Consider the following 19,886-nt stretch of genomic DNA (forward strand, 5'->3'; position numbering starts at 1 on the left):
TTCATCACCGTTTGACGAGCCGGTCACGCCCTGGTAACACCGGACAGTGACCATGGGTCGACGCACCGCACACGCCGCCGGACCCGCCGCCGCCCCCCTGCAGTGCGCTCCAGACCCGCTCCAGACCGACGTGAGCACCGTGAAAGGGAACGAGACCATGCAGGCCGCGCCCGTACGCGCCATTGCCATCCCGTCGTTCACCCAGGCATTCCGGGGCTTCGAGTCGCTCCTCATGAGCGGCGCCCGGCGCAACGCCTGGTCCGCCGTCCTGGAGGACCGGCGCCGGGCCAGGGACCGCGTCGAAACCGAGCACGTACTCGAGGCCGCGGCGACCCGGACCCCGCAGGCCACGTAAACTGCGCTTATGGCGAGGAAGGCAAACGCAGAGACTGCTGCGAACCCCGGGCGACTGAAGCAGATCGCCCTGACGTACAAGATGACGCGGAAGGCCGACCCGAAGGTCGGTCTGATCGTCGCAGGCGTGGGAATCGTCACCTTCGGTGTCTTCCTTGCGATCGGCTTCCTGATCGACCACCCGGTCTACCTGGGCATCCTGGGCTTCCTGGTGGCGTTCCTCGCGATGGCGATCATCTTCGGCCGTCGGGCCGAGCGCGCCGCGTTCGGCCAGATGGAGGGGCAGCCCGGCGCGGCCGCGGCCGTCCTGGACAACGTGGGCCGCGGCTGGACCACCACCCCGGCCGTCGCGATGAACCGCAGCCAGGACCTCGTCCACCGCGCCGTCGGCAAGGCCGGCGTCGTGCTGATCGCCGAGGGCAACCCGAACCGGGTCAAGGCCCTGCTGGCGGCCGAGAAGCGCAAGCTCGCCCGCATCATGCCGGACGTCCCGGTCCACGACTTCATCGTCGGCACCGGCGAGGGCCAGGTACCGCTGAAGAAGCTCCGCACCACCATGCTCAAGCTGCCCCGCGTCCTCTCCGGCCCCCAGGTCACCCAGGCCAACGACAAGCTCCGCGCCATGGGCGACCTGATGAGCAACATGCCCCTGCCAAAGGGGCCCATGCCCAAGGGCATGCGCATGCCGCGCGGTGGAAAGATGCGCTGACCCCGCCGCCTTCGTATACGGCGGGAGCCGTACGCGTACGCGCACGGAAAAGGGGCGCCCCCGGGCCGGATGGCCGCGGGGGCGCCCCTTTCGGTGTCCGTCCGCCTCAGATCCTGACCTGGACGGCGCGGGAGGCGCGGTCGTGGAGGCCGCGGCCGTCGCGGTCCCAGATCAGGGCCGGGATGGCGAGGGCCAGCAGCGCAGTGCGCAGCAGCACCCTGCCGAAGCCGAGGCGGCCGCCGTCCAGGGATACGACGCGCAGGCCCAGGAGGCGCTTGCCCGGGGTGGAGCCGACCGTGCCCACCGTCAGGAGGGTGAGGGCCAGGAACAGGGCGAGCGTCCAGTTGCCCGTCGCGGACATGTTGCCGCCCGTGATCAGCCCGTATGCGATCACCTGGCAGCCGATCCAGTCGACGGCGACCGCGCCCAGCCGGCGTCCGAAGCGTGCCGCCGAGCCCGGGCCCTGCTCCGGCAGGCCGAGCTGCCGGCCCGGATAGCCGAACTCCACGCCCATGTCCTCGGCCGCCGCGCGGGGGCCGGAGAGCCACGATCCGATTGCTTGCCTGTTGTCCACCGGACCACGGTACCTGTGGTGCTCCCCGGCGCTTCGGGCGGACCCTGGTTAACTTGGGCGAAACAAATGGGTCATGCCTGAGAAATCCCGCCTGCTTATGGTCGGGTCAGCGTGCGGCACCGCACTGACGCACCACGAGCTATACAGCCCGTCCCTCCCCCGGGATCGGGAGTAGGAGGAGTTGGATGTTCCAGAACGCCGACGAGATCAAGAAGTACATCGCGGACAACGACGTCAAGTTCGTCGACGTCCGGTTCTGCGACCTGCCCGGTGTGATGCAGCACTTCACCATCCCGGCGAAGGCGTTCGACCCGGCCGAGGAGCTCGCCTTCGACGGCTCCTCGATCCGCGGCTTCCAGGCGATCCACGAGTCCGACATGGCGCTGCGTGCCGACATCAGCACCGCCCGCCTGGACCCGTTCCGCCGCGACAAGACGCTGAACATCAACTTCTTCATCCACGACCCGATCACGGGCGAGGCCTACAGCCGCGACCCGCGCAACATCGCGAAGAAGGCCGAGGCGTACCTCGCCTCCACCGGCATCGCCGACACCGCGTTCTTCGGGCCCGAGGCCGAGTTCTACATCTTCGACAGCGTGCGCTTCGCGACCACCGCGAACGAGGGCTTCTACCACATCGACTCCGAGGCCGGCGCCTGGAACACCGGCTCCGAGGAGAACAACCGCGGCTACAAGGTCCGCTACAAGGGCGGCTACTTCCCGGTCGCCCCGGTCGACCACTTCGCGGACCTGCGCGCCGAGATCTCCCTGGAGCTGGACGCCCAGGGCCTCCAGGTCGAGCGCCAGCACCACGAGGTCGGCACCGGCGGCCAGGCCGAGATCAACTACAAGTTCAACACGCTGCTCGCCGCGGCCGACGACCTGATGCTCTTCAAGTACATCGTGAAGAACGTCGCCTGGCGCAACGGCAAGACCGCGACCTTCATGCCGAAGCCGATCTTCGGCGACAACGGCTCGGGCATGCACGTCCACCAGTCGCTGTGGGCGGGCGGCGAGCCGCTCTTCTACGACGAGGCGGGCTACGCGGGCCTGTCGGACACCGCCCGCTACTACATCGGCGGCATCCTCAAGCACGCCCCGTCGCTGCTGGCCTTCACCAACCCGACGGTGAACTCGTACCACCGCCTGGTGCCGGGCTTCGAGGCGCCGGTGAACCTGGTGTACTCGCAGCGCAACCGCTCCGCCGCGATGCGCATCCCGATCACGGGCTCGAACCCGAAGGCGAAGCGCGTCGAGTTCCGCGCCCCGGACCCGTCCTCGAACCCGTACCTGGCGTTCTCTGCGCTGCTGCTGGCCGGCCTCGACGGTGTCAAGAACAAGATCGAGCCGATGGAGCCGATCGACAAGGACCTGTACGAGCTGGCTCCCGAGGAGCACGCGAACGTCCCGCAGGTCCCGACCAGCCTGGAGAACGTCCTCAAGGCCCTGGAGGACGACCACGAGTACCTCCTCGCCGGCGGCGTCTTCACCGCGGACCTGATCGAGACGTGGATCGACTACAAGCGCACCCACGAGATCGCCCCGATCGCGCTGCGCCCGCACCCGCACGAGTTCGAGCTGTACTTCGACCTCTAAGCCGGCAGCCGAAGGGCCCCGCCGCTCCCTCCCGGGAGCAGCGGGGCCCTTCGCCGTTCCCGGGCCGGCCCTCAGGAGGTCCGGTGGCCGCCGCCTCCCGTGGAGTTCGCCAGGGGGATGCACGCCGTCAGGGCGCGGAGGGAGCGGACGGCCAGTGCCTGCGGGGAGTTCGGGCCCGTGCAGGGGGTGTCCGTGGCGGACCAGAGTTCCAGGGCGATGCGGATGGCGTCCGTGGCGGCCGCGGCCAGGAGGCGGACGGAAAGGGGGTCCGCACCGTCGCCCGTCAGGCGGGTGAGGAGGGGGACCAGGGCCTCTTCGGAGTCCTGGTTGACGCGGTACCAGACGGCGCGCAGGGCCGGGTCGCCGGCGGAGGCGCGGAGGAGGCCGCGGGTGACCTCCAGGCCTTCGGTGACGGCCTGGGGGGCGGTGAGGGTGCGGGTGATCGCGCGTTCCAGGGCTTCCGCGACCGGGGTCCCGGGGGCTTCCTCGGCGAGCATCGCGCGCCAGGTGTCCCCGCCGGTGGCGAGGAGCGGGGCGACGGCCTCCTGCTTGTTGCGGAAGTAGCGGTAGAAGGTGCGCAGGGCGACGCCGGCGCGGTGGGCGATGTCCTCCGCGGTGGTGCCGTCGGGGCCGTGCTCGGCGAAGAGGGTGCAGGCGGCGCGGGCGATGTCGAGCTGGGTGGCGGCCTTGCGGCGCTCGGTCAGGGACTGGGCGGCAGCGGGGCCGGTCCGGGGGGAGTACGGACGAGGGGATCTCACGGGGGGACAGCCTACCCCTCCCGCGAGCCCGTAATGCGCGTTTTGGCATGCTGGCAAAGCGTGTCACCGTATGGGTACTCTCAGCGCATGAACCGTTACGAAGGACGACGCGTCCTCATCACCGGCGGCGGCTCCGGCATCGGCCGGGCCACCGTGCACCGCATCCTGGCCGAGGGCGGCCGCGTCCACACCGCGGACGTCGACGAGGCAGGCCTGAAGGCCACCGCCGAGCGGGCCGCCGCCGACGGGCACGCGGACCGGCTCAGCACCGCCGTCCTCGACATATCCGACGAGGCCGCCGTCGCCGCAGCCGTGCCCGCCGCCGTCGAGGCCCTCGGCGGGCTCGACGTGCTCGTCAACGCCGCCGGCATCCTGCGCTGCGCCCACACCCACCAGACCCCGCTCGACCTGTGGAACAAGGTCCTCGCCGTCAACCTGACCGGCACCTTCCTCATGATCCGCGAGTCGCTGCCGGCGCTGCTGGAGGGCGACCGGCCGGTCGTCGTGAACTTCAGCTCCACCTCGGCGTCCTTCGCCCACCCCTACATGGCCGCCTACGCGGCCAGCAAGGGCGGCATCCAGTCCATGACGCACGCGCTGTCCGCCGAGTACAGCAAGCAGGGCCTGCGCTTCGTCGCCGTCGCGCCCGGGTCCATCGAGTCCGGCATGACCACCGGCGCCGGCCCCGGCCTGCCCGAGGACACCGACTGGAGCCTGTTCGCCAAGCTCGCCCCCGCGATCGGCCAGGGCTTCGCCCCGCCGGAGACGGTCGCCGGCGTCGTCGCGATGCTGGGCTCCGAGGACGGCGCCTTCATCACCGGCACCGAGATCCGCATCGACGGCGGCACCCACCACTAGGCCTGTCCGGCCCCGCCCTCAGCCCCTGAAGCGGTCCCACAGCCGGGGGAAGCGCTCCGCCAGCACGGCCTCGTTCTCGAAGTCGAGCGGGGTGCCCGCCGGCTCCGCCGCCTGGAGCGGGATCCCGAGGTCGGGGGCGGCCGCCCCGGTCAGCTGCTCGTACGCCTCGTCGGCGGCGTAGCCGAGCTCCTCGCCGTCGCCGTCGATGTCCTCGTCGAACTCGTCGAGGAGCCCGGCCAGGGAGTCCGGGTCGTGGAGGGCGCCCTCGAAGACCTCCCGGCCCTGGCCGATCAGCCAGCAGCGGAAGTAGTCGAAGGCGTCGTCGCTCGCGCCGTCGAGGAGCACCCAGGCGGCGCCCCACAGGTCCCAGGTGTACGCCCGGTTGTAGCGGGACTCGAAATGTCGGGCGAAGTCGAGGACGGAGTCCGGGTCGAGCTGCGCCAACCGGTCCACGAGCAGCTCGGCATGCTCCTCGGGGTCGCCCTCGGCGGCCTCGCGGGTGCTGTCGACGATCTCCCAGAAATCCGTCTCGTCCATCACGGCATCCAGCATCACGGGTCGGCCGGTGGCCCGCCACCGCGAGAAACCGACAGCGCCGGGAAACACCGGAGGCGGCCCCGCCCCCTGCTCGGGGGAGGGGCCGCCTCCGCGGCATGCCGCACAGCGCGCCGGCGGAGCCGGCGGCCGGCTCAGAGGCCGTAGCGCTCGCGCGCCTCCTTCACGGACGACGCCGGCACCTCGCCGCGGCGGGCGAGCTGGGCCAGCGCGGCCACGACGATCGACTGGGCGTCGACGCCGAAGTGGCGGCGGGCGTTGTCGCGGGTGTCGGAGAGGCCGAAGCCGTCCGTGCCCAGCGAGGTGTAGTCCTGCGGGACCCACTGGCTGATCTGGTCGGGCACCTGGCGCATCCAGTCGGAGACGGCCAGGACCGGGCCCGGCGCGCCTTCCAGCACCCGGGTGACGTACGGGGTGCGCTCCTCGCCGCGCAGCAGGGCCTCGTCGGCCTCCAGCGCGTCGCGGCGCAGCTCGCCCCAGGAGGTGGCGGACCAGACGTCGGCGGCGACGTTCCACTCGGCGGCCAGCAGGCGCTGCGCCTCCAGGATCCAGTGGATCGCCGTACCCGAGGCCATGAGCTGGATCTTCGGGGCGTCCGCGGCCGGCGCCGCCTCGCCGAGGTCCGCCGCCGTGTTGAAGCGGTAGAGGCCCTTGACGATGCCCTCCTCCACGCCCTCGGGCATGGCCGGCTGCGGCTTCGGCTCGTTGTAGACCGTCAGGTAGTAGAAGACGTCCTCCGGGTTCTCCCCGTACATGCGCTTCAGACCGTCCTTGACGATCACCGCGATCTCGTACGCGAAGGCCGGGTCGTAGTTGAGCGAGGCCGGGTTGGTGGCCGCGATCAGGTGGGAGTGGCCGTCGGCGTGCTGGAGGCCCTCACCGGTCAGGGTGGTGCGGCCGGCCGTCGCGCCGACGATGAAGCCCTTGCCGAGCTGGTCGGCGAGCTGCCACATCTGGTCGCCGGTCCGCTGCCAGCCGAACATCGAGTAGAAGATGTAGAACGGGATCATCGTCTCGCCGTGCGTCGCGTACGACGTGGCGGCGGCGATGAAGTCGGCCATGGCGCCGGCCTCGGTGATCCCCTCGTTGAGGATCTGGCCGTCCTTGGCCTCCTTGTAGTACATCAGCTGGTCGCGGTCGACCGGCTCGTACGTCTGCCCCAGCGGCGAGTAGATGCCCGCGGACGGGAACAGGGACTCCATGCCGAAGGTGCGGGCCTCGTCGGGGACGATCGGCACCCAGCGGCGGCCCGTCTCCTTGTCCCGCATCAGGTCCTTCACCAGGCGGACGAAGGCCATCGTGGTGGCCATCTCCTGCTTGCCGGAGCCCTTGAGCAGCGGCGCGAAGGACTTGTCGGCCGGCTGCGGCAGGGCCACCTGGTGGACGCGGCGGGCCGGGGCCGGGCCGCCGAGGGCCGCGCGGCGCTCCTGCAGGTAGCGGACCTCGGGGGAGTCGGCGCCCGGGTGGCCGTACGGGACGACGCCGTCCTCGAAGGCGCTGTCCGGGATCGGGAGTCCGAGCAGGTCGCGCATGCCCTTGAACTCGTCGATCGTCAGCTTCTTCATCTGGTGGTTCGCGTTCTTCGACTCGAACCCGGCACCCAGGGTGTAGCCCTTGACGGTCTGCGCGAGGATGACCGTCGGCGCGCCCTTGTGCTCCAGGGCGGCCTTGTACGCGGCGTACACCTTGCGGGGCTCGTGGCCGCCGCGGGAGGTGTGGAAGCACTCGGCGATCTTCGCGTCGGACACCAGGGCGCCGAGCGCCACGAGGGCCGGGTCGCCGCCGAAGAAGTGCTCGCGGATGTAGGCGGCGTCGCGGGTGGCGTACGTCTGGAACTGCGCGTCCGGGGTCTCGCGCAGGCGGCGGACCAGGGCGCCCGTGGTGTCGAGCCGGAACAGCTCGTCCCAGGCGGAGCCCCACAGGGTCTTCACGACGTTCCAGCCGGCGCCGCGGAACTGGGCCTCCAGCTCCTGGACGATGCGGAAGTTCGCGCGGACCGGGCCGTCGAGGCGCTGCAGGTTGCAGTTGACGACGAAGGTCAGGTTGTCGAGGCGCTCGCGGGCCGCCAGGGCCAGGGCGGCGGTCGACTCGGGCTCGTCCATCTCGCCGTCGCCGAGGAAGGCCCAGACGTGCGAGTTGGAGGTGTCCTTGATCCTGCGGTTCAGCAGGTAGCGGTTGAAGCGCGCCTGGTAGATCGCCGAGAGGGGGCCGAGGCCCATGGAGACCGTCGGGAACTCCCACAGCCACGGCAGGCGCCGCGGGTGCGGGTAGGACGGCAGGCCGTTGCCGCCGGCCTCCTGGCGGAAGTTGTCGAGCTGCTGCTCGGAGATGCGCCCGTCGAGGAAGGCGCGGGCGTAGATGCCGGGGGAGGCGTGGCCCTGGATGTAGAGCTGGTCGCCGGAGCCGTCGGCCTCCTTCCCGCGGAAGAAGTGCTGGAAGCCGGTCTCGTACAGCCAGGCGGCGGAGGCGAAGGTGGCGATGTGGCCGCCGACGCCGTACTTCGAGCCGCGGGTCACCATGGCGGCCGCGTTCCAGCGGTTCCAGGCCGTGATGCGGGCCTCCGTCTCCTCGTCACCGGGGAATTCCGGCTCGGCGGAGGTGGGGATGGTGTTGACGTAGTCCGTCTCCAGCAGCTTCGGCAGGGCGAGGCCGGCGCTCTCGGCGTGCTGGAGGGTGCGGCGGAGCAGGTATTCGGCGCGGCGCGTACCGGCGGCCTTGGCGACGGCGTCGAGCGAGGCCGCCCATTCGGCGGTCTCCTCGGTGTCGCGGTCCGGGAGCTGGTCGAGCTCGCTCGGAAGCTTTCCTACGGGGTCGGACATCGGTGTGCGCCGCCTTCCGGACAAAGGAGAGGTGGTGAAGAAGATCCCTGACGGGCAGGACAGGGGGCGGACTCCGGTGGGGGTCCGCCCCGACTGTAAATCCCTGATCGATGATCGATCAAACGTTTGCGGTCAAGATGACGGACATCAGGCAAAAGTCGGCACCGGGTGCCAGCATTTCAGGCACCCGGTGCCGGTCAAATCGGGCGGAATCGGATCCCGAATCGTTCCGTCAGGCGCGCGGCGCGCACCCCAGGACATGCCGCTTGACCAGCACCCCGATGTCCGGGTCCCGGCTGCGGAAGGCCTGCACGAGGGCCTCGTGCTCCTCCGCGTACGACTTCTGCACCGTCCCCAGCCAGCGGATCGACAGGGCCGTGAACACCTCGATGCCCAGGCTCTCCCAGGTGTGCAGCAGCACGCTGTTCCCGGCCGCCCGCACCATCTCCCGGTGGAAGCCGACCGTGTGCCGCACCTGCGCCGTGCCGTCCTCCAGCCGGTCCGCCTCCCACAGCGCCGCCACGTGCGGCTCCAGCGCCGAGCAGTCCGCGGCCAGCCGCGGCGCCGCCAGCTCGGCCGCGATCTGCTCCAGGCCGGCCCGCACCGGGTAGATCTCCTCCAGGTCCGCCGCCGACAGGTTCCGCACGCGTACGCCCTTGTTGGGCGCCGACTCGATCAGCCGCAGCGTCTCCAGCTCGCGCAGCGCCTCCCGTACGGGCGTCTGGCTGACCTCCAGCTCCACGGCGATGCGCCGCTCGACGATCCGCTCGCCGGGCTTCCAGCGCCCGCTGACGATCCCCTCCACGATGTGCTCGCGGATCTGCTCGCGCAGGGACTGCACGACGGGTGGGGTGATCATCGGGGCTTCATCTCCTGTGAAGTCGTGCACAGCTCTGATGCGTAGACAATACGGCGCAGTAGCCGCGCGGGAAGGTTCCGCGCACGGGGTCGCCGGGTGAGGCTGGTTACAGCCGCGCAGGGAACGACGGCGCCCCCGCCCGGATCGGTTCCGGGCGGGGGCGCCGTGCGTACTGCGACGGGGAGCCGTCGGCGGCGGGCCTCAGAGGCCGAGCTCGACCTCGAACTCGCCGGCCTCCAGGATCGCCTTGACCGCCGTGAGGTACCGGGCCGCGTCCGCGCCGTCCACCAGGCGGTGGTCGTAGGACAGGGTCAGGTACGTCATGTCGCGGACCGCGATGACGGTGCCCTCGGCGGTCTCCTGGACCACCGGGCGCTTCACCGTGGCGCCGATGCCCAGGATCGCGACCTGGTTCGGCGGCACGATGACCGTGTCGAACAGGGCGCCGCGGGAACCGGTGTTGCTGATGGTGAAGGTCGCGCCGGACAGCTCGTCCGGGGTGATCTTGTTGCCGCGGACCTTGCCGGCCAGGTCGGCGGTCGCCTTGGCGATGCCGGCCAGGTTGAGGTCGCCCGCACCCTTGATGACCGGGGTCATCAGGCCCTTCTCGGAGTCCACGGCGATGCCGATGTTCTCCGAGTCGAAGTAGGTGATGGTGCCCTCGTCGTCGTTGATCCGGGCGTTGACGACCGCGTGGGCCTTCAGTGCCTGGGCGGCGGCCTTGACGAAGAACGGCATCGGGGAGAGCTTGACGCCCTCGCGCGCCAGGAAGGAGGCCTTGGCCTTCTCCCGCAGCTTCATGATCTTGGTGACGTCCACCTCGACCACGGACGACAGCTGCGCCTGCGAGTGCAGGGCCTTCATCATGTTGTCGCCGATGACCTTGCGCATGCGGGTCATCTTGACCGTCTGGCCGCGCAGCTCGGAGACCGCGGCGGCCGGGGCCTGGGCGGCCGGAGCGGCAGCGGCGGCGGGAGCCGGGGCGGCGGCGGCCTTGGCGGCCTCGGCGGCGGCCAGGACGTCCTGCTTGCGGATGCGGCCGCCGACGCCGGTGCCCGTGACGGTGTTCAGGTCGACACCGGACTCCGAGGCCAGCTTGCGCACCAGCGGGGTCACGTACGCGCCCTCGTCACCGGCGGAGGCCGGAGCCGCGGGAGCGGCCGGAGCCGCCGGGGCGACCGGGGCCGGAGCCGGGGCGGCCGGAGCCGGGGCGGCGACCGGGGCCGGAGCGGCCGGGGCCGGAGCGGCCGGGGCCGGAGCGGCCGGAGCCGGAGCGGCAGCCGGGGCCGGGGCGGCCGGGGCCGGGGCGGCGGCCGGAGCCGCGCCGGCGGCACCGATGACGGCGAGACGGGCGCCGACCTCGGCGGTCTCGTCCTCGCCGACCAGGATCTCCAGCAGCGTGCCGGACGTCGGCGCGGGGATCTCGGTGTCGACCTTGTCGGTGGAGACCTCGAGCAGCGGCTCGTCGGCCTCGACCGTCTCGCCGACCGACTTCAGCCAGCGGGTGACGGTGCCCTCGGTGACCGACTCGCCCAGCGCGGGCAGCACGACGTCGGTGCCGGACGCGGCGGGCGCGGCGGCAGCGGCGGGGGCCTCGGCGGCAGGGGCCGCAGCCGGGGCGGCGGGCGCCTCGGCCGCGGGGGCCTCGGCGGCCGGAGCCGCGGCCTCGGCGGCGGCCGGGGCGGGGGCCTCGGCAGGAGCGCCGGAGCCGTCGTCGATGACGGCCAGCTCGGCGCCGACCTCGACGGTCTCGTCCTCGGCGACCTTGATCGAGGCCAGGATGCCGGCGACGGGCGAGGGGATCTCGGTGTCGACCTTGTCGGTCGACACCTCCAGCAGCGGCTCGTCGGCCTCGACGCGCTCGCCCTCGGCCTTCAGCCAGCGGGTGACAGTGCCCTCTGTGACGCTCTCGCCGAGCGCCGGAAGGGTTACGGAAACCGCCATGGTTTCAGTTGCTCCTTGTGAAAGTGCGGAAGTGGTCGTCGCGCCCGGGACGATCAGTCGTGGGAGTGCAGCGGCTTGCCGGCCAGGGCCAGGTGGGCCTCGCCGAGCGCCTCGTTCTGCGTGGGGTGCGCGTGGATGAGCTGCGCGACCTCGGCCGGCAGGGCCTCCCAGTTGTAGATCAGCTGCGCCTCGCCGACCTGCTCGCCCATCCGGTCACCGACCATGTGGACGCCGACCACGGCACCGTCCTTGACCTGGACGAGCTTGATCTCGCCCGCGGTCTTCAGGATCTTGCTCTTGCCGTTGCCCGCAAGGTTGTACTTCAGGGCGACGACCTTGTCCGCACCGTAGATCTCCTTGGCCTTGGCCTCGGTGATGCCGACGGAGGCGACCTCGGGGTGGCAGTACGTCACGCGCGGCACGCCGTCGTAGTCGATCGGGACGGTCTTCAGGCCCGCCAGGCGCTCCGCGACCAGGATGCCCTCCGCGAAGCCGACGTGCGCGAGCTGCAGGGTCGGGACCAGGTCGCCGACGGCCGAGATCGTCGGCACGTTCGTCTGCATGTACTCGTCGACCAGGACGTAGCCCCGGTCCATCGCGACGCCCTGCTCCTCGTAGCCCAGGCCCTGGGAGACCGGGCCGCGGCCGATGGCGACCAGCAGCACCTCGGCCTCGAAGGTCTTGCCGTCGGCGAGGGTGACCCGCACACCGTTCTCGGTGTACTCGGCCTTCTCGAAGAAGGTGCCCAGGTTGAACTTGATGCCGCGCTTGCGGAAGGCGCGCTCCAGCAGCTTGGAGCTGTTCTCGTCCTCGACGGGGACGAGGTGCTTCAGGCCCTCGATGACCGTGACGTCGGTGCCGAAGGACTTCCACGCCGAGGCGAACTCGACGCCGATGACGCCGCCGCCGAGGATGATCGCGGACTGCGGCACGCGGTCCAGGACCAGCGCGTGGTCCGAGGAGATGATGCGGTTGCCGTCGATGTCCAGGCCCGGCAGGGAGCGCGGGACGGAACCGGTCGCCAGCAGGACGTGGCGGCCCTGGATGCGCTGCCCGTTCACGTCGACGGACGTCGGGGAGGACAGGCGGCCCTCGCCCTCGATGTACGTCACCTTGCGGGAGGCGACCAGGCCCTGGAGGCCCTTGTACAGGCCCGCGATGACGTCGTCCTTGTACTTGTGCACGCCCGCGATGTCGATGCCCTCGAAGGAGGCCTTGACGCCGAACTGCGCGGCCTCGCGCGCCTGGTCGGCGATCTCACCCGCGTGGAGCAGGGCCTTCGTCGGGATGCAGCCGTTGTGCAGGCAGGTGCCGCCGAGCTTGTTCTTCTCGATCAGGGCAACGTCCAGACCCAGCTGGGAAGCGCGCAGAGCCGCGGCGTAACCGCCACTGCCACCGCCGAGGATCACTAGGTCGAAAACGGTGCTGGCGTCGTTCGCCACGTCACGTCCTCCATGCATGTGCGCCGGGCACCGGTCCTCTGTGACCGGGCGGCGGCTGGTATTCGGCCGCTTGTTTCTTCGGCCCTGTGGTGGGGGCCCTGTCCTGCCGAGAACCCATCTTCGCATTTGTCGGGGGAACGCGGGACGCCGGGCCCGGACTGTGGCAGGTCGTTCTGCCGGAAGGGAGGGTTACCGAAGCGTAGAAACCTGCGGATTTCGTCGTGGGTGAACGCCCCGGCCCCGCGGACCTGCGGTCCGGGGGCCGGGGTGCGTCGTGCGTCACACCGCGGGGGCGGTGCGGCCGGGGTGTGTCAGCCCAGGTCGCCCGTGGCGGTCCGCTCGGCCAGCCGGACCAGGGTGCGCACGGCCGAGCCGGTGCCGCCCTTGGGGGTGTAGCCGTAGGGGGCGCCCTCGTGGAAGGCGGGGCCGGCGATGTCGAGGTGGGCCCAGGTGATGCCCTCGCCGACGAACTCCTGCAGGAAGAGGCCGGCGACCAGGCCGCCGCCCATGCGGACGCCCATGTTGGCGATGTCCGCGGTGGGGGAGTCCATCGTCTTGCGCAGGTCCGCGGGGAGCGGCATCGGCCAGGACTGCTCGCCGACCTCCTCGGCGATCTCGTGGACCGCGGTGCGGAAGGCGTCGTCGTTGGCCATGATGCCGAAGGTGCGGTCGCCGAGCGCCAGGACCATCGCACCGGTCAGGGTCGCCACGTCGACGATGGCGTCCGGGTTCTCCTCGGAGGCCTTGGTCAGCGCGTCGCCCAGGACGAGGCGGCCCTCGGCGTCGGTGTTGAGGACCTCGACCGTCTTGCCGCTGTACATGCGCAGGACGTCGCCGGGGCGGGTGGCGGAGCCGGAGGGCATGTTCTCGGCGAGGGCGAGCCAGCCGGTGACGTTGACGGGCAGGCCCAGGCGGGCCACGGCGACGACGGAGGCGAACACGGCCGCGGCGCCGGACATGTCGCACTTCATCGTCTCGTTGTGGCCGGCCGGCTTCAGGGAGATGCCGCCCGAGTCGTAGGTGATGCCCTTGCCGACGAAGGCGAGGTGCTTCTCCGCCTCGGGGTGGGTGTAGGTGATCTTCACCAGGCGCGGCGGGTTCTCGGAGCCCTTGCCGACGCCCATGATGCCGCCGTAGCCGCCCTTGGTGAGGGCCTTCTCGTCGAGCACCTGGACCTTGAGGCCGTGCTCCTTGGCCGTGGCGGACGCGATCGACGCGAACGCGGCCGGGGTGAGGTCGTTCGGCGGGGTGTTGATCAGGTCGCGGGCGGTGTTGACCTCGGCGGCGACGACGATCGCGCGCTCGACCGCGGCCTTGTGCTCCTTGTCGCGCGGCTTGCCGCCGAGCAGGGTCACCTCGGCGAGGGGGAGCTTCGGGCCGCCGTTCTTCGCGGCCGCGCCCTTCTTCCCGCCGCCCTGGTAGGAGGTGAAGGCGTACGCGCCGAGCAGCGCGCCCTCGGCGACGGCGGTGACGGCGGAGGCGTCCTCCAGGGGGAGGGCGAACGCGGCCTTCTTGCTGCCGTGCAGCGCGCGGGCCGCGGAGCCGGCGGCGCGGCGCAGCGCCTCCTCGTCGAACGACTCGTCCTCGTCGGGGGCCGGGCCGAGGCCGACCGCCAGCACGACCGGGGCCTTGAGGCCGTCGGGGGACGGCAGCTTGGTGGTCTCGCCTTCGGCGCCGGTGGCGCCCAGCGCGTCGAGAACGGCGGCGAGCCTCCCGTCGTACGCCTTGTCCACGGCCTCGGCGCCCGCGGCGACGACGGGGCCCTTCGGTCCCTTCGCCACGCCGACCACGAGGGCGTCGGCGCGCAGCGTCGCCGCGCCGGCAGTGCTGAGAGTCAGAGCAGTCACGGTGGTGAGGTCTCGCTTCCGTTTTCGTTGTGGGCCGAGTGGGTGGACGGCCTTCCGGCAGCGATCGTATTCCGGCCCGGCGGCCGCCAGAAATGAGCCTACGCGCAGGGGCCTGTCCGCACGCCACTCGAAGGTTTGCCAAGGTGTTCGATCCGGACGCCCCCCGGTTCACCCGTCCGTGGTCTTCGGCCCGGGTTTGCCTCTCCGTCCGCCCGGGCTGCCGCGAGACTCTGGCCATTCGATCGCAAGGGGACTCGGGGTTCCTTTGCATGATTTCCACAGAGCCTCCCCGGCCCCGGCCCACCGCCGGGTCCGCGGCCGGGCGGTGCCTGCGGGGGGAAAGGCCGACATGGTCACAAGGAACCGGACGAGCAGGACCGCGGCAGCCCTGGCGGCCGCCGCGCTGATGTCCGTGGCACTGCCCGCCGCGTCCGCCGAGGCGGCGGCCGCGGCCACACCGCGCATCGACCTGAAGGTGCTCGTCGTCGACGACGGCGGCAGCTCGGTCGAGGCGATCACCGCGGAGCTCCGCGACACCGGGGTCCCCTTCACGCGCGTCCGGCTGGGCGCGAGCGGCCGCCCGGTCATCGACGCCGCCTTCCTCAGCGACACGGTCGACGGCCGGCCGCGCGCGAAGTACCAGGGCGTGGTCCTGCCCAACGAGAACCCGTTCGGGGAGGGCTCGGCCGAGATGGCGGCGCTCGCCGCGTACGAGACGGCGTTCGGCATCCGCCAGGTGGACGCCTACACCTGGGCCCACCCCGGCGTGGGCCTGGAGTACACCGACAACGGCGGGTACAGCGGGCAGCTCGACGGGACGCGGGCCGCCGTCACCGCCGCCGGCAAGGCGGGCCCGTTCGGCTACCTCGGCGGCGAGGTCGCCTTCGAGGACAACTCCCCGCTCGTCCCGGAGAGCTTCGGCTTCATGGGCCGTCCGCGGGCGGGCTACACCAGCTACGTGGACGCGCCCGCCGGCGCCGGCCGGGCCTCGCTGGTGGGCGAGTACGCGCACGACGGGCGCACCGAGCTCGTCGTCACCTTCGGCTACAACCAGCACCAGCGGCAGTTCCGGCTGCTGGCCCGCGGCATCGTCGACTGGCTCACCCAGGGCGTCCACCTCGGCCGCAGCCGCAACTACTTCGCCGTGCACGTCGACGACGTCCTCGCGCCCGACGCCCGCTGGAACACCGAGCTGAACTGCACGCCCGGCGACTACGCCTGCGCGGGCGGCGAGGGCCGGGAGAGCACCATCCGGATGACCGCCGACGACGCCCGGTACGCCGTCCAGTGGCAGCAGGCCCAGGGCTTCAGGCTCGACATGCTCTTCAACGCCGGCGCCGGAGAGGAGTGGAAGGCCGAGAACGGCGGCACCGACGCGCTCACCGCGCAGCTGCTCGCCGACAAGGCCCGTTTCCGCTGGCTCAACCACACCTACACGCACCCCTTCCTCGGCTGCGTCCAGGACACCTCCGCCGACCCGTGGACCTGCAAGAAGGACGCGCAGGGCGCCGTCCAGTACATGAGCCGCGCGGAAATCTCGGCGCAGATCCGCGACAACGTCAACTGGGCGGCCGCCAAGGGCGTCCCCCTCGACCGCACCGAACTCGTCACCGGCGAGCACTCCGGGCTCAAGACCCTCCCGCAGCAGCCCCAGGACAACCCCAATCTGGCCGGGGCCCTCGCCGACAACGGCGTCAAGTGGGTCGGCAGCGACAACTCCCGCGAGCCCGCCCAGCGCCCGGTCGGCGCCGCCCTCACCGTCCCCCGCCACCCGATGAACGTGTACTACAACACGGGCACCAACGCGGAGATGGCCGACGAGTACAACTGGATCTACACCAGCCGCGCCCACGGCGGCAGCGGCCTCTGCGAGGACAACCCGGCGACCTCGACCTGCCTGCCCGCCCCGCTGGACACCGCCACCGGCTACCTCGGCCACATCGTCCCGCAGGAGGCCCGCACCGCCCTGCGCCACGTACTGGCCAACGACCCGCGCCCGCACTACGTCCACCAGTCCAACCTCGCCGAGGACCGCACCCTCTACCCCGTCCTCGACCGGGTCCTCGACGACTACCGGACCCTCTTCGCGCCCAGCGCGCCCCTCGTCAACCAGAGCATGAAGGACACCGGCATCGAGCTCGGCCGGCGCGCCGCCTGGGACAAGGCGCTCGCCGCGGGCCGCGTCACCGCCTACCGCATCGGCACGACCGTCACCGTCAAGGCGCCCTCCGGCGTCCTCGCCCCGGTCACCGCGCCGGCCGGCACCCGCAAGCAGCTCCTGCTGACCACCGCCGAGTTCGGCACCGCGTACGCCGGGACCCGCTCCGCCTGGACCGGGCCCGAGGCCCTGCAGAACGCGGTCGTGCTCCGCCTGCCCGGCTGAGCCGCACTCCCGATCCACCCGGCCGAGCGGGCCGCGCAGCCCGCTCGGCCGCAGTCCTGCTCCTGCGCGAACCGACGCCACAGTCCTTGGGGGGACACACCGCATGAGCCATGGGCGCCATGTCACCATGCTCACCGAAGGCACCTACCCGCACGTCCACGGCGGCGTGAGCACCTGGTGCGACCAACTGGTCCGGGGCATGCCGGAAGTCGACTTCAACGTCACGGCCCTGACCGGCACCGGCCGCGAGCCCGTGGCCTGGGAGCTGCCGCGCAACGTCTACCGGCACACCGCCTTCCCGCTGTGGGGGCCGCCTCCCGGGCGCGGCCGCAGGCTCCGGGGCGGCAGGGCCCGGCGCCGCTTCGCCGAAACCTGTGAAACCTTCCTGCTGTCGCTGCTCGACCCCGCCGCCGGCGGATTCCGCGAGGCGCTGCACGAGTTCGCCGTCCTCGCCCGGGCCGGGCAGCTCGCGCCGGCCCTGCGCTCCGAGTCCGTCCTGCGCCTGCTCACGGCCGTCTGGACCCGCCCCGGCCTGCCCACCGCCGCCGCGGCACCGACCGTCCACGACGCGCTCACCGCCACCGACCTGCTGGAGCACGCGCTGCGGCCGCTGTGCGTGCGGATCCCGCCCGACTGCGTCGCCCACGCCGTCAGCAGCGGCCTCGCCACCCTCCCCGCCCTCGCCGCGAAACACCTGGACGGGGTCCCGTTCCTCCTCACCGAGCACGGCATCTACCTGCGCGAGCGCTACCTCGGCCACCGCAGCGCCGCCCAGCGCTGGCCCGTCAAGGCCCTCGTCCTCGGCTTCTACCGGGAGCTCAACACCGAGGGCTACCGCCAGGCCGACCTGATCACCCCCTGCAACCGGTACAACCGCCGCTGGGAGGAGCGCGGCGGCGCACCCGCCGACAAGATCCGCACCGTCTACAACGGCGTCGACCCGCACGCCTTCCCCGACGCCGGCCCGGAGCCGGAGGTGCCCACCCTCAGCTGGTGCGGCCGCATCGACCCCATCAAGGACCTCGAAACCCTCCTGCGGGCCTACGCGTTCATGCGCCGCGAACTGCCCGGGCTGCGGCTGCGCCTCTTCGGCCCCGTGCCCGCCGGCTGCGAGGACCACAAGGCCGGCCTGGAGAAGCTCGCCGCCGAACTCGGCATCACCGACGGGGTGTCCTGGGAGGGCCGCATCGAGCGGGTCGCCGACGCGTACGCCGCCGGCAGCATCGTCATGCTCTCCAGCATCAGCGAGGGCTTCCCCTTCAGCATCATCGAGGCCATGTCCTGCGGCCGCACGACCGTCTCCACCGACGTCGGCGGGGTCCGCGAGGCCGTCGGCGACACCGGGCTCGTCGTCCCGCCCCGCGAACCGGAGACCATGGCCCGCGCCGCCCTCGCCCTCTTACGGGACGACGCCCGCCGCGCCGAGCTCGGCCGGCTCGCCCGCCGGCGCGTCATCGAGAAGTTCACCCTCCACCAGTCCGTCGACGGCTTCCGCCACATCTACCGCGAGCTCGCCGGCCGGCCCCTCCTGCCCGTCCACGACGGCGACGACTGGACCCAGCGGCTCGCCGACCCCTGGTACCGCGAACTCGCCGCCGACGGGAGCCCGTGGTGAGCGGATCCCTCTGGCTGCGCGCCCCCGGCGGCGACACCCTGCCCGCCGTCCCCCGGCCCCGCCCCGCCGACCCCGGCGCGCCCGCCCGCGACCCCCTGGACGAACTCGCCGACCGCTTCGGCGACATCGCGGGCGCCGCCGTCCACCCCGACGAGATCGCCGCCGTCCTGGAATCCGACGGGATGACCGACGAGCACATCCGGCTCGCCTACGGCCGCCCCGACTCCTTCGCGCTCGCCGAGGAGCTCTACGCCCGGGTGCCGCGCACCCACCCCGAGCCCGACCGGCACCCCGACCCGTGGAAGGTCCCCCTCGGCCCCTGCCTGCTCCGCGGGATCGTCTTCGCGCTGCCCGGCCTCGCCTACGTCCTCGGCGCACCCTACCTGGAGGGCCCGCCCGACCGGCTCGGACTGCCCGCCGGCACCCTCACCCTCATCGCCGGCGCCCTCATCGGCTGGGTGTGGGACCAGACCCTCTCCCACCGCGCCTACACCTGGCTCGGCCTCGGCGACCGGGCCGCCGCCGGCCGGACCCTCCTCCTCGGCGCCCCCGCCGGCGCGCTGCTGGGCACCGCCGCCGCGTTCGCCGTGCCGGGCGGGCCGCCGTTCAGCCACGCCTTCGCCGCCGGGCAGGCCGTCTACGTCGGCGCCGCCACCGTGCTGCTCGTCCTCGGCCGGGAGCGGCTGCTGCTCGCGGCGCTCTCCCCGATGGCCGCCGGAGCCGTCCTCGCCCTCGCCGTCGACCTGCCCGAGGCGCTGCGGGCCGCCCTGCTCGCCGCGTCCCTGCTCGCCGCCTGCGCCCTCGCCGCGCGGGAGCTGCCGCTCGCCGCCGGCGTACGGGCCGCCCGGCTCCGGATCGGCCGGGGAGCGGCAGGGCACCGGCGGCCCGGCCGCCACCGCCGCCCCGCCGCGGCCGGCGTCTCGGGTCCGGTGCGCTGGCGCATGCTGCGCGGGCCGGAGGAGCCCTACGGGCCGGCCGGGCCGCGCCTCGCCGACTCGGTGCCCTACGGGGTCTTCGGCCTCGGCACCGGCCTGCTCGTCCTGTACGCCGCCCTCGGCGAAGTCCTCGCCGGGGGGCCCGCCGAAGCCGTCGCCGCGCCCTCCGCGGTCGCGCTCACCCTCAGCATGGGACCCGCCGAATGGCTCCTCCACCGCTTCCGCAGCGGCACCCTCGCCGGGCTGCGCGCGGCCCGCTCGCCGATGCGGTTCCGGCTGCGGATGCTCGGGGTGCTCGCCCGCTGCCTCGCCGCCTACCTGGCCGTCCTGGCGGCCCTCGGCCTCGCCGGCACCCTGTGCTGGCCCGGGGCGCCGCCGCTCGCCGGGGCCCGGGCGGGGACGCTGCTGCTCCTCGGCGCCGTGATGTGGACCGGGCTGCTGCTGCAGTCCTTCGGGGCCGTCCGGTCCGCCGCCGCCGTCTGCGCGGGCGCGGCCGCCGCGCAGAGCCTGGCCCTGCTGCTGGAGCTCGGGCAGCCCCGCACGGTTCAGCTCGCCGTCGCCGGGACCGCCGCGGCCGCCCTCGCCGTCCTCGTCTGCCTGCTCCTCGGCCGGGCGACGGCCCACCGCTGACCGTGACCG

General features: G+C 72.5%; 15 protein-coding genes. 7 read left to right on the forward strand and 8 right to left on the reverse strand.

What is annotated here, in order from left to right:
• Nucleotides 1-157: 157 nt before the first annotated feature.
• On the forward strand, nucleotides 158-355 hold the full coding sequence (locus IE170_RS09035; RefSeq protein ID WP_189809009.1) for an SCO2195 family GlnR-regulated protein: 198 nt from the start codon (nucleotides 158-160) through the stop codon (nucleotides 353-355).
• Between the two features lie 9 nt (nucleotides 356-364).
• The gene (locus tag IE170_RS09040) at nucleotides 365-1,063 is read left to right on the forward strand and encodes a DUF4191 domain-containing protein (RefSeq protein WP_189808801.1); all 699 of its coding nucleotides are present in this window, start codon (nucleotides 365-367) and stop codon (nucleotides 1,061-1,063) included.
• A 106-nt stretch (nucleotides 1,064-1,169) separates the two neighbouring features.
• On the opposite strand, the gene IE170_RS09045 is transcribed toward IE170_RS09040, so the two are convergent.
• On the reverse strand, nucleotides 1,170-1,637 hold the full coding sequence (locus tag IE170_RS09045; RefSeq protein WP_189808802.1) for an RDD family protein: 468 nt from the start codon (nucleotides 1,635-1,637) through the stop codon (nucleotides 1,170-1,172).
• Between the two features lie 185 nt (nucleotides 1,638-1,822).
• On the opposite strand from IE170_RS09045, the gene glnA reads away from it, so the two are divergent.
• Nucleotides 1,823-3,232 (forward strand): type I glutamate--ammonia ligase, encoded by a 1,410-nt coding sequence (gene glnA / locus IE170_RS09050; RefSeq protein ID WP_189808803.1) that lies wholly within the window; start codon nucleotides 1,823-1,825, stop codon nucleotides 3,230-3,232.
• Nucleotides 3,233-3,303: 71 nt separating this feature from the next.
• Here the strand turns inward: glnA and IE170_RS09055 are convergent, their stop codons facing one another.
• Nucleotides 3,304-3,990, reverse strand: coding sequence for a TetR/AcrR family transcriptional regulator (locus IE170_RS09055; RefSeq protein WP_189808804.1), 687 nt, complete (start codon nucleotides 3,988-3,990; stop codon nucleotides 3,304-3,306).
• A gap of 87 nt (nucleotides 3,991-4,077) precedes the next feature.
• On the opposite strand from IE170_RS09055, the gene IE170_RS09060 reads away from it, so the two are divergent.
• Complete coding sequence (locus IE170_RS09060; protein WP_189808805.1) at nucleotides 4,078-4,848, forward strand: SDR family NAD(P)-dependent oxidoreductase; 771 nt, start codon at nucleotides 4,078-4,080, stop codon at nucleotides 4,846-4,848.
• Between the two features lie 18 nt (nucleotides 4,849-4,866).
• On the opposite strand, the gene IE170_RS09065 is transcribed toward IE170_RS09060, so the two are convergent.
• The 6 genes from IE170_RS09065 to IE170_RS09090 all read right to left on the reverse strand — a co-directional run bounded on the left by IE170_RS09065 (nucleotide 4,867) and on the right by IE170_RS09090 (nucleotide 14,314).
• Nucleotides 4,867-5,385 (reverse strand): DUF4240 domain-containing protein, encoded by a 519-nt coding sequence (locus IE170_RS09065; protein WP_189808806.1) that lies wholly within the window; start codon nucleotides 5,383-5,385, stop codon nucleotides 4,867-4,869.
• Between the two features lie 152 nt (nucleotides 5,386-5,537).
• Nucleotides 5,538-8,222, reverse strand: coding sequence for a pyruvate dehydrogenase (acetyl-transferring), homodimeric type (gene aceE, locus IE170_RS09070; protein ID WP_189808807.1), 2,685 nt, complete (start codon nucleotides 8,220-8,222; stop codon nucleotides 5,538-5,540).
• Nucleotides 8,223-8,454: 232 nt separating this feature from the next.
• Nucleotides 8,455-9,078 carry a GntR family transcriptional regulator gene (locus tag IE170_RS09075; protein ID WP_114058875.1) on the reverse strand — a complete coding sequence of 208 codons (624 nt, stop codon included), beginning with the start codon at nucleotides 9,076-9,078 and terminating at the stop codon, nucleotides 8,455-8,457.
• 204 nt (nucleotides 9,079-9,282) lie between these two features.
• The gene (gene sucB / locus IE170_RS09080; RefSeq protein WP_189808808.1) at nucleotides 9,283-11,025 is read right to left on the reverse strand and encodes a 2-oxoglutarate dehydrogenase, E2 component, dihydrolipoamide succinyltransferase; all 1,743 of its coding nucleotides are present in this window, start codon (nucleotides 11,023-11,025) and stop codon (nucleotides 9,283-9,285) included.
• Between the two features lie 53 nt (nucleotides 11,026-11,078).
• The gene (gene lpdA, locus IE170_RS09085; RefSeq protein WP_189808809.1) at nucleotides 11,079-12,467 is read right to left on the reverse strand and encodes a dihydrolipoyl dehydrogenase; all 1,389 of its coding nucleotides are present in this window, start codon (nucleotides 12,465-12,467) and stop codon (nucleotides 11,079-11,081) included.
• A gap of 311 nt (nucleotides 12,468-12,778) precedes the next feature.
• Nucleotides 12,779-14,314 (reverse strand): leucyl aminopeptidase, encoded by a 1,536-nt coding sequence (locus IE170_RS09090; RefSeq protein WP_189808810.1) that lies wholly within the window; start codon nucleotides 14,312-14,314, stop codon nucleotides 12,779-12,781.
• Nucleotides 14,315-14,663: 349 nt separating this feature from the next.
• Between IE170_RS09090 and IE170_RS09095 the strand changes: the two genes are divergently transcribed.
• The 3 genes from IE170_RS09095 to IE170_RS09105 all read left to right on the forward strand — a co-directional run bounded on the left by IE170_RS09095 (nucleotide 14,664) and on the right by IE170_RS09105 (nucleotide 19,877).
• Nucleotides 14,664-16,697, forward strand: coding sequence for a hypothetical protein (locus IE170_RS09095; protein WP_189808811.1), 2,034 nt, complete (start codon nucleotides 14,664-14,666; stop codon nucleotides 16,695-16,697).
• A gap of 103 nt (nucleotides 16,698-16,800) precedes the next feature.
• Entirely contained in the window at nucleotides 16,801-18,312 is a 1,512-nt protein-coding gene (gene pelF / locus IE170_RS09100) for a GT4 family glycosyltransferase PelF (RefSeq protein ID WP_189808812.1), read from the forward strand.
• Nucleotides 18,309-19,877: a hypothetical protein gene (locus IE170_RS09105; protein WP_189808813.1), complete on the forward strand. Its 1,569-nt coding sequence runs from the start codon at nucleotides 18,309-18,311 to the stop codon at nucleotides 19,875-19,877. Before pelF ends, IE170_RS09105 begins: the two co-directional genes overlap by 4 nt.
• The last annotated feature ends 9 nt before the right edge of the window (nucleotides 19,878-19,886 follow it).

Origin of the sequence: Streptomyces toxytricini (genome assembly GCF_014649915.1) — a bacterium.
Taxonomy (GTDB): domain Bacteria; phylum Actinomycetota; class Actinomycetes; order Streptomycetales; family Streptomycetaceae; genus Streptomyces; species Streptomyces toxytricini.

What these genes read in the sequence shown, in the direction of transcription:
- IE170_RS09065 (WP_189808806.1), bottom strand. Translation starts at nt 5,385, where the DNA reads ATGGACGAGACGGATTTCTGGGAGATCGTCGACAGCACCCGCGAGGCC.
- pelF (WP_189808812.1), top strand. Translation starts at nt 16,801, where the DNA reads ATGAGCCATGGGCGCCATGTCACCATGCTCACCGAAGGCACCTACCCG.
- IE170_RS09095 (WP_189808811.1), top strand. Translation starts at nt 14,664, where the DNA reads ATGGTCACAAGGAACCGGACGAGCAGGACCGCGGCAGCCCTGGCGGCC.
- IE170_RS09060 (WP_189808805.1), top strand. Translation starts at nt 4,078, where the DNA reads ATGAACCGTTACGAAGGACGACGCGTCCTCATCACCGGCGGCGGCTCC.
- sucB (WP_189808808.1), bottom strand. Translation starts at nt 11,025, where the DNA reads ATGGCGGTTTCCGTAACCCTTCCGGCGCTCGGCGAGAGCGTCACAGAG.
- IE170_RS09035 (WP_189809009.1), top strand. Translation starts at nt 158, where the DNA reads ATGCAGGCCGCGCCCGTACGCGCCATTGCCATCCCGTCGTTCACCCAG.
- IE170_RS09040 (WP_189808801.1), top strand. Translation starts at nt 365, where the DNA reads ATGGCGAGGAAGGCAAACGCAGAGACTGCTGCGAACCCCGGGCGACTG.
- aceE (WP_189808807.1), bottom strand. Translation starts at nt 8,222, where the DNA reads ATGTCCGACCCCGTAGGAAAGCTTCCGAGCGAGCTCGACCAGCTCCCG.
- glnA (WP_189808803.1), top strand. Translation starts at nt 1,823, where the DNA reads ATGTTCCAGAACGCCGACGAGATCAAGAAGTACATCGCGGACAACGAC.